The organism is Candidatus Gorgyraea atricola (assembly GCA_030765235.1).
In the GTDB taxonomy this organism is placed as follows: domain Bacteria; phylum Omnitrophota; class Gorgyraeia; order Gorgyraeales; family Gorgyraeaceae; genus Gorgyraea; species Gorgyraea atricola.
Genome location: JAVCCW010000009.1, coordinates 1 through 2,918 on the forward strand (window position 1 = coordinate 1; position 2,918 = coordinate 2,918).

The window sequence follows — 2,918 nt, forward strand, 5'->3', positions numbered from 1 at the left end:
CCAGTTACGATGGTACCTGGTGCATGCGCATTTGTATCAGCCCTTGTCTTATCAGGCATGCCAACAGATAGCTTTGTGTTCCAGGGATTCCTGTCTTTTAAAGGCGCAAAGAGGCGCAAGCAATTAGAGGGCTTGAAAAGGGAAAAAAGGACTATTATCCTCTACGAATCACCTCATAGACTCTTAAAGACTTTGGGTGATATATATGATATAATGAAAGAACGCGAGATTTCTATTGTCCGGGAGTTGACAAAGGTATTTGAAGAGACTCTTCGTTTAAATGTATCTGCAGCAATAAGACACTTTAGTGAAAAGCCTCCCAGGGGTGAGTTTGTTCTAATAATAAAAGGAGAGACCTCCAAGTAATTATTAGGAGGTGGTATTAAGATGAAAAAGGGCAATTCAAAAGGTATATTTTTTCTAATATTACTATTAGTTTTTATAAACATTGACATATCTTATGCCTATGATAGTCTCAGGCCAGGACTGGATTTTTCTGCCAAAGAAAAAAACACCTCTACCAAAAGATTTGGAAAAGTAGACATCCCTGGAAAGATCCCAAAAAAGTTCTATGTTAACGGGGAATTAAACCCATACAGGATGTTTGAAGAAGATTTTCTCCGAGGCAATATTACTATAGACGAAAACACCTTAGTGCTGTTTACAGGAGGCGGAGACGTGGCATTAAATACACAGCTTGCCTGGTTAGCAAGGCTGGCGATTGGACTTGGCTGGAAGGTAGTAGCCGTAAGAAATGGCTATGAGGGCATGCTGGCTGATAACTGGCAGGAAAGACTTATTGAATTGACGCCTGAGATTATAGATGCTATGGAAGGCCTGGCCAGTACAGTGCTTGGCTCGTGCAGACGAAAATTAAAAGAGGAAGATAAAAAACTTATAATAGAAAGATTCGGTAAGGCAAAAGGCATTGCAGGCATAGGAGGCAATGACCATCTTAAAGGCATAGGAGAGATAGCTGAGTTTAGTGAGGGCGACGTAAAGATAAACGGTATAGGAAAGAGTATTGACAATGATTTTTGGACAGGCATGTGCGGTTACATGAATGCGGTTATATTGGGCCGAAGAATGGCATGGTGGCTGGCTAATGTGCCTGATGGTGAAGTTGTGGTAGTAGAGGTCATGGGCAGGAAGTCGGGTTCTCTTGCACTTGATGTTGCAAAAGGTTGCCCTGTTCCTTATGCAGTATTGATACCTGAAATTGAAGTAAACATGGACCAGGTCCTGGATGTTGTAAAAAACAAGGGCGTAAAAGTCTTGTTTGTCTCAGAAGGTGTTACTTTTTCTAAACAGGATAAAGGCTTTCGGAGCATTTTTATGAAAGACATACATGCGTTGTACAGATATATGGTAGCTGCGGATCCAAAACGTCGGAAGCTGGATAGCCACGGAAATCCTCTATTAAGAGGAACCTCTTTGTATGTACAGTCGGCACTAGAGTTATCTGGTTTAAAAGCTCACCTTACATCTATTACGTACCCTACAAGAGGAACGCCGTTCCAGGGAGATAAGATTGCTGGTAGAACAGTCTGTTCTGATAATGTAGTCAGCAAGCCGGTTGCAGGGAAACTTATTGAATGTATAAATAAGGGTGAGACAGGGCTTGTCATTACATGGCCCATAGATTACGCATTAGAAGATGGGAGGGTCCTAGTTGAGGCAAAACCTGCTGCAGAAGTCTACAGCTTAAGGAATGTAGAGCAGACCTATAAGAAGCTCTATGGAAAACATTGGAAGAGAAAACTTGCGGAAGAAAATGTATTAGGCACTGAAGATCCGGATTTTTCTCCAAACAAAGAGTTTATTATAAAAGAAGCTACTATGACAAAAGAACAGGCAGCACGCGAAGCTTTCTACTACACCCTTATCTCTGCGCGGACCATGTCCAAGCCTGGCACTCCTCTTGTCTCGTGCGTAGAAATGGGCTTGCCTGATGAGACAATAATCAAAGCCTGCGGCAGGATACAACCTGGTGTAAAAACATTTGAGAGACCTCTGAGGATGATAATAGAAACAACAAGGAAATCTGTCATAGTCCTGACAGCTAAAAAGTATGTCAGTTTCGAAGTTATAGCCAATGAGATTAAAAAAGCAGTTAAAGCAAACGGCTATGCAGGCATAGCGCTCTCAAAAGATTTCAGGATAGACATAGGAGATCCGTTGTTTTTAGAGGTTTTAAAGAATGACCCTGTGTTGAATGCAAAGTTCCGCAAGTTTTTAAAAGCTAACCCCGATGTGAATCAAAAGTTTCTTAAAGATAGAAATATAGCAAGAGGGGTTATCCTTGTGAGTTTTGACCACGATGTGTCTAAGTTTATAAGAGGTCTGTGCAATCTTATAGAGATAGGCGCTAAGCGCACAAACCTTGACTATGCGTTTGAAAATCTTCAAAAAGGGTATGTAGATACAAACATTCTAGAGAAAGATGAACTTCTGGCACAATACGGGGTTTTGGGTAGCAATATAGGGATAGGACATAGAAATATAATAACAAGACGCGATCCCTCTCTTCATAGTCTGTAACCTGTTTTAAGGGTGTTTTTTCTTTCTCCTTGACAAATCGACTCAAGTCGTTTAGAATGAGGGTATTATGAAAGAAATCACTTTGTTTGGTATGGGGATACCTGCTTTTATATATGCGCCTGTGGTGTATTTTGTTTGGGTGAGTCTGCTGTTATGGGTGAAAAAGGTTGTTTTTGGCCGGATCGAGAAGATCGCCAGCAAAACCAACTCCAAGCTGTATGACATTCTCTTGACAGCCATGAACCTTCCTATGGTCTTGCTGATATTTGTAAGTGGTATATATGTCATAGAAAAGATCTCTCCTATAACTGCAAATAATGAGATCACTCAATATGTATTAGTGGCGTTTAAGGCCACTACAGTAGCTGCCATAATCC

Annotated in this window: 3 protein-coding genes; all 3 read left to right on the forward strand. The window is 41.0% G+C overall.

Annotated features, from left to right (window positions below; translation table 11 throughout):
• A partial coding sequence (locus P9L93_01970; protein MDP8229850.1) for an SAM-dependent methyltransferase occupies window positions 1–366 on the forward strand: 366 nt, incomplete at its 5' end.
• Window positions 367–387: 21 nt separating this feature from the next.
• Window positions 388–2,541, forward strand: a complete 2,154-nt coding sequence (locus P9L93_01975) for a 6-phosphofructokinase (protein ID MDP8229851.1) — start codon at window positions 388–390, stop codon at window positions 2,539–2,541.
• A gap of 67 nt (window positions 2,542–2,608) precedes the next feature.
• A partial coding sequence (locus tag P9L93_01980; protein ID MDP8229852.1) for a mechanosensitive ion channel family protein occupies window positions 2,609–2,918 on the forward strand: 310 nt, incomplete at its 3' end.